Source organism: Luedemannella helvata (assembly GCF_039528415.1).
Taxonomy (GTDB): domain Bacteria; phylum Actinomycetota; class Actinomycetes; order Mycobacteriales; family Micromonosporaceae; genus Luedemannella; species Luedemannella helvata.
This window is the reverse complement of the sequence record NZ_BAAALS010000064.1, coordinates 1-5,707: the sequence shown is the minus strand read 5'-3', so window position 1 is coordinate 5,707 and position 5,707 is coordinate 1. Positions and strand designations below refer to the sequence as shown.

At 72.6% G+C, this 5,707-nt stretch carries 7 protein-coding genes and 1 pseudogene; 7 read left to right on the top strand and 1 reads right to left on the bottom strand.

Annotated elements, in window-relative coordinates; all coding sequences use genetic code 11:
• The coding region (locus tag ABD191_RS28405; RefSeq protein ID WP_344088884.1) for a hypothetical protein at positions 1-336 on the top strand (336 nt) is incomplete at its 5' end.
• A gap of 319 nt (positions 337-655) precedes the next feature.
• Entirely contained in the window at positions 656-1,393 is a 738-nt protein-coding gene (locus ABD191_RS28400) for a GntR family transcriptional regulator (protein WP_344088881.1), read from the top strand.
• Between the two features lie 82 nt (positions 1,394-1,475).
• On the opposite strand, the gene ABD191_RS28395 is transcribed toward ABD191_RS28400, so the two are convergent.
• Positions 1,476-1,661: an antitoxin gene (locus ABD191_RS28395; protein ID WP_344088878.1), complete on the bottom strand. Its 186-nt coding sequence runs from the start codon at positions 1,659-1,661 to the stop codon at positions 1,476-1,478.
• Between the two features lie 271 nt (positions 1,662-1,932).
• Between ABD191_RS28395 and ABD191_RS28390 the strand changes: the two genes are divergently transcribed.
• The 5 genes and pseudogenes from ABD191_RS28390 to ABD191_RS28370 all read left to right on the top strand — a co-directional run.
• Complete coding sequence (locus ABD191_RS28390; RefSeq protein WP_344088875.1) at positions 1,933-2,439, top strand: sigma-70 family RNA polymerase sigma factor; 507 nt, start codon at positions 1,933-1,935, stop codon at positions 2,437-2,439.
• The gene (locus tag ABD191_RS28385) at positions 2,423-3,511 is read left to right on the top strand and encodes a hypothetical protein (RefSeq protein WP_344088872.1); all 1,089 of its coding nucleotides are present in this window, start codon (positions 2,423-2,425) and stop codon (positions 3,509-3,511) included. Before ABD191_RS28390 ends, ABD191_RS28385 begins: the two co-directional genes overlap by 17 nt.
• On the top strand, positions 3,508-4,479 hold the full coding sequence (locus ABD191_RS28380; RefSeq protein ID WP_344088869.1) for an ABC transporter ATP-binding protein: 972 nt from the start codon (positions 3,508-3,510) through the stop codon (positions 4,477-4,479). Before ABD191_RS28385 ends, ABD191_RS28380 begins: the two co-directional genes overlap by 4 nt.
• Positions 4,476-5,315, top strand: coding sequence for an ABC transporter permease subunit (locus tag ABD191_RS28375; RefSeq protein WP_344088866.1), 840 nt, complete (start codon positions 4,476-4,478; stop codon positions 5,313-5,315). Before ABD191_RS28380 ends, ABD191_RS28375 begins: the two co-directional genes overlap by 4 nt.
• A 205-nt stretch (positions 5,316-5,520) precedes the next feature.
• Positions 5,521-5,707, top strand: a pseudogene (locus ABD191_RS28370) (endo-1,4-beta-xylanase); the annotation flags it as partial.

Genomic DNA, 5,707 nt, shown 5'->3' with positions numbered 1-5,707 from the left:
TCACCACGCGCACCCACGCCACCCAAGAACCCGGGATTGTTCAGCGGTCTCCTAGAGCGCCCGTCGCTCGGCGCCGAGCCGCCGGTCGAGGGTCTCGCGGCGCGCGGGGTCGATCCGGTCGAGGCGGGAGAGCTGTTCGTCGACCGCGTCGAGCGCGCGATGCAGGCCGATCAGTTCCTGGCACTCGCGCTCGTCGCCGCATCGCGGACACGTGATGGTGTGGCGCTCGATCAGCAGGTCAAGCCGCAGCGCGTCGGCCACGTGGATCAGTCGCGCCATCGCGGGCCGTCCTTCGGCTGGCGCGGTTGGTTGCCGGTCGGCCAGTCGGACGCGTAGGCGCCCGTCATGCCGGTGTACTCCGATCGGTAGACATCTGGTGGTGCTGGGCGCTTTCGCTGCCACACTCGGCTGAGGTTCCACAGCCGTCGCATGTCACACCTCCGGTCGTGTGGTGGGTGGCGGCCGGTAGGCCTCGGCGGGACGGCCGCCACCCGGCGAGTCCGGACGCAGTGCCAGCCCCCGGTCCGCCAGAGGCTAGGATACCGTTGTATAGACTCCTTGTCTATATGCAACACGCGCCTACACGGAGCGAATCGTGGCGGTGGGGATGGGCGGTACCGTGGCGGACGTGCCAGCCCCGCATTCAGGACGACCGTTGTACCAACAGGTCGCCGAGAACCTCCGCGCCCAGATACAGTCCGGCGCGCTGCCACCCGGATACCTGCTGCCCACCGAGGCCGAGCTCATGCGCCAGCATGACGTGGCCCGCGGCACGGTTCGCCAGGCGCTCGAGGAGTTGCGCCGCGAAGGACTCGTGGTCACCGACCGCGGCGGCTCCCGGGTACGGCCCGCGCCCGCGGCGCGCCGCGTGGCCAACCGCCGTTACCGACGCCCGGAGACCATGGAGGCGTCGACGCCGTTCACCCGCGACCGCAACGCTCCGTGGCCGGAGTACGAGCTGGAGCGGGAGTTCGTCGTCGAGGCCGCGCCCGAGCGCGTCGCCACCCTGTTCGGCGTGGCCGCCGGCACGCCGCTGCTACGTCGCGACTTCACCTTCGTCGTCAGTGGCCTCGTCCATCAACTGTCCACCTCGTACCTGCTGCACGACATGGTCGCCGACACGCCGGTCGCCGACCCCGCCAACGAGCCGTGGACGGGTGGCACGGTCGCGCAGCTGGGCAGCCTCGGCGTCGCCGTGACCCGGGTCGTCGAGCAGGTCGGCGCCCGGCTGGCGACCCGCGAGGAGCACCGGCGCCTGCGGCTGGACCTCGGCGGCCCGGTGCTGACGATCTCCCGGCGGATGTACGCCGGCACGAAGGTGGTCGAGGTCGCCGCCGACATCGTCGTACCCGCCGACCGCACCGTGCTGGAGTACGAGCTTCTCGTCGAGTAGCGCCCACCGCGGCCGGGCGGGCCCTGTACGAACCGCGGCCGGCGCGCTCAGTGCGGCCGGCCGCGGTTGACGATGCTGGACCTTACGTGCCCAGGTTCTTCTCGATCGCGTCCTTCGCGGCCTGCTGACCCTTGTCGACGTGACCCTCGTACTTGCCGCCGGTTTTCTCGTCGACCCGGTCGCCGGCCTCTTCCACGACGTTGTCGGCCTTGTCGCCGTGGCCCTTGAGCGCGTCCTTCGCCTTGTCGGCCATGTCCTTGATGCCCATGACAACCTCCGTTGCTCCTGTTCACCGCGGTTGCGCGGACCGGGAGGGCACCTGATCCATGCTAGCGGACCCCGGCCCTGACCTGGCCTTTCCGGGCGGATGTCGATCAAGCGCGATGCTCTCGGGGCAGGAAGCCCGTGGATCCGGTCTCCGCCCGGTGTCACCTTCGTGCCGTCCGTGGTGCTTACCTGGTATGGACCTCGTAGGACATGCAGTGAGCGCGCCGGCCTGGCGAAGCGAGCGGAAGGGCGGCGTGACGGTGTCGAGTCCGGTGAGGCGAGGGGCCGTCCGCGACGACCTCGAACACATCTTCCGGACCACGTACCCGCGCGTCGTCGCCGTTGCCGCCCGCGTCCTGGGCTCCCGCGGCGAGGCGGAGGACGTGGCGCAGGAGGTGTTCCTGACCTTCGGGCGATCGTCCGTGCCGGCCGGGGAGGCCGCGGGCTGGCTGTCCGTGGCCGCGGCGCACACCGCACTCAACCACCTGCGCACCGGCCGGCGGCGCGCCTCCCGCGAGGAGGCCGTCGCGGACGGCGACGCCGTATCCCCGGACATCGCCGACGCGGTCGTCACCCTCGACGAGCGCCGCCGCGTGCGCGCGGCACTGGCCCGGCTGCCCCGCAGGCAGGCTATCGCCCTCGTCCTGCGGCACAGCGGCCTCAGCTACGCCGAGGTCGCGGCCGCCCTTGATCTTTCTCCCGGCAGTGTCGGCACTACCGTGCGGCGCGCCGAGTCCGCCCTACGCAAGGAGTTGAACCGTCATGCGTCATCTGACTGACGGCACGCTGCGCCGGCTCCTGGACGAGCCTGCCGGCGTCGCCGACGCCGACCGCCAGCACGTGGCCGGCTGCCCGGTGTGCCTGGCCGGGCTGGCCACGATCCGCGAGGATGCGGCGCTCACGGGCGCGGCGCTGGGCGGCGAACCCGCCACGGACGTCGACGCCGGCTGGCAGCGCCTGTCCCGGGCCGTCGCGGCGCAGGAGAGCCGGGCCGGCGCCGCGCGCGACGGTCGGCGGTGGGCCGCGCCCGCCCGCCGGTGGCGCGCCGCCCTGCGCAGCCCGGTGATCGCCATCGCCGGCGTTGTCGCCGTCCTCGCCGGGGCGAGCGCGGCGGCCGCCGGGGACTGGCTGCAGGTGTTCCGCACCGAGCGGATCGCCCCGATCACGATCTCCCAGGCCGATCTGCTGCAACTGCCCGACCTCTCCGCGTACGGCGACATGACCATCGTCGAGCAGCCGAACGTGCACGGGGTCGCCGGCGCGGCCGAGGCCGAGCAGGCGACCGGCCTGACGGCCCCCGTGGTGACCGGGGAGCTGCCGCGCGGCATCACCGGGCAGCCGGCATACCAGGTCGGCAACCGGATGAGCGCGCTGTTCACCTTCTCGGCCGAGAAGGCCGCGAAGGCCGCCGGCGGGCCCGTGACGCCGCCGCCGGGCCTCGACGGCAGCCAGTTCCGCCTCGTCGTCGGCCCCGGGATCGCGATGACCTGGTCGGAGGCCCGGGGCCTGCCCGGACTGATCGTCGGCCGCGCGGTCGCGCCAACCGCGTACTCGTCCGGCGTCCCGTTCGCGACGGCCCGCGACTACCTGCTGTCGCTGCCCGGCGTGCCCGACAAGCTGGCGACCCAGCTGCGTGGCTACTCCGGCGACGGGACGACGCTGCCGCTGCCCGTGTTCGACAAGCGCATCAGGACCGCCAGCGCGGACGTGAACGGGGCGACGGCGACGGTGCTCAGCGCGCGCGGCGAGTCGGTGGCGGCGGTGGTCTGGGTGGACAAGGGCATCGTTACGGCGGTCATCGGCTCCATGGGTGACGACGAGGTGCTGTCGGTCGCGCGAGGACTGCGGTGACCGGGCAGACCCTCGAGGCCGCCGAGCGGCTGCTCGCCGACCTGCCCCCGACGGCCGCGGTGTGGTGCTCCGGCCTGCGCAAGCGGTACGGACGCCGCACCGCGGTCGACGGGGTGTCCTTCACGGTTGACCGCGGGGAGGTCATGGGCCTGCTGGGGCCCAACGGCGCCGGCAAGACCACCGTCATCAAGATGCTGCTCGGGCTCGTGCGGCCCGACGCCGGCGACGTGCTCCTGCTGGGCCGGCCGGCGACGGACCCGCGCGCCCGGGCCCGCGTCGGCTACCTGCCGGAGCTCTTCCGCTACCAGCCGTGGCTCACCGCGGCCGAGGTCCTGACCCTGCACGTACGGCTGGCGGGTCTGGACGTCGCGGCGGGGGAGCGGCGGGAGTGCCTGGGGCTCGTCGGGCTCGCCGACCGGGCGGGTGACCGGGTCGGCGGCTTCTCCAAGGGCATGCAGCAGCGCCTCGGCCTGGCCGTGGCGCTGGTCGCCCGGCCGGAGTTCGTCATCCTCGACGAGCCGACAAGCGCTCTGGACCCGATCGGCCGCGCCGACGTGCGGGACCTGCTGTTGTCGCTGAAGGAGCGGCAGGTCGCCGTCCTGCTCAACTCGCACCTCATCGGTGAGGTGGAGCGCGTCTGCGACCGGGTCGTCATCCTCGACAAGGGCCGGGTCGCCGCCGCCGGCAGCCTGCCGGAGCTGCTCGGCCAGAGCGAGGTGCGGCTGCGGCTCGCGGACGTGAGCGCGGCGGCCGAGCAACGGCTGGCCGCCGCCGGCGAACTCACCCGCGACGGGGACACGTTCACGGTCGCCCTGCCCGCCGACTCGGGGTCGGACACCGTACCTACCCTCGTCGCGGACCTCGTCGGGCTCGGGGTGCGGGTGCACGCCGTCGAACCGGGGCGGATCAGCCTGGAGGAACGGCTGCTCGGCATCCTGCGGGCCGGCCGGGAAGGAGACCCGACATGACCGTACTGACCGTCGCCAGGCTCACCCTCAAGGAGGCCGCGCGGCGGCGCGTGCTGCGCGCGGTCGGCGGGCTCACTCTCGCGCTGCTCGCGCTCAGCGCCTGGGGCTTCTCCCGGATCGGCGCCGAGTTCGACTCGCTCACCAGCGGTGAGGCGCGACTCGTGTCGTCGCAGGTGCTCAACCTCGTGATGTTCGGGCTCAGCATGATCGCCGCGCTCGGCACCGCGTTCCTGGCCGGCCCCACCCTGGCGGGTGAGCTGGAGTCGGGCATGGCGCTGGCCGTCCTGGCGCGCCCCATCCGTCGTTCGTCGGTGCTGCTGGGCAAGTGGCTGGGGCTCGTCGCCTTCGGCAGCGGCTTCGTGGTCGTCGCCGGGCTCACGCAGTTCCTCGTCGTGAAGCTGACGGTGGACTACTGGCCGCCTCATCCGGTGGCCGGCCTCGCGCTGCTGGCGGCGCAGACGGCCGTTCTGCTGACGCTGGGCCTGCTGCTGTCGACCGTCATCTCGCCGATGGCGTCGGGGATCGTGGCGGTCGGGCTGTTCTGCGCGACCTGGGTCGCGGGCGTGGTCGGCGGGTTGGGCGCGGCGTTGGGCAACGACAGCGTCGCCCGGGTGGGCACGGTGTCGCGGATGCTGCTGCCGACGGACGGCCTCTGGCGCGGGGCCATGTACGCCTTCCAGGACTCGGCGGTGCTGGCCCAGTTCGGCGCCCAGATGGACGGCTTCCCGTTCCTCAGCATGGCGCCGCTCACGGGCACGTACCTCGCCTGGGCGGGTGTCTGGATCGTCCTCGTCCTTGGGCTGGCGGGGGTGGCCTTCCAGCGTCGCGACCTGTGATCGCCGTCTGATCCTCAGTTTCTTTCAGAAAGGGGCCGATCGCGTTCAGCCAGCTCAGCGCGCGCTTAACCGGTCGGCCGTGAAAGAAATGTTTCGGTAGATTCATTGACCCATTTCGAGGTGGCTATCAAGAATAAGGCCGCGCGCCAGGGACGCAGCGCCGTTCCGGCGACGCGGTGTCCCGTCCCCTTAGGGAGGAATGCTCGTGACCACCTCGCCAAGCCGCCGAGCCCGGCGGCTTCTGATCTCGACGACGACGCTGGCCACGGTCGCGGCCAGTGGCGTCGTCGTCATGGTGGCGTTGGCCCCGCCGTCCGGGGCGGCGGCCACCACCCTCGGTGCCGCTGCCGCGCAGTCGGGTCGGTACTTCGGTACCGCGCTCAGCACGAGCA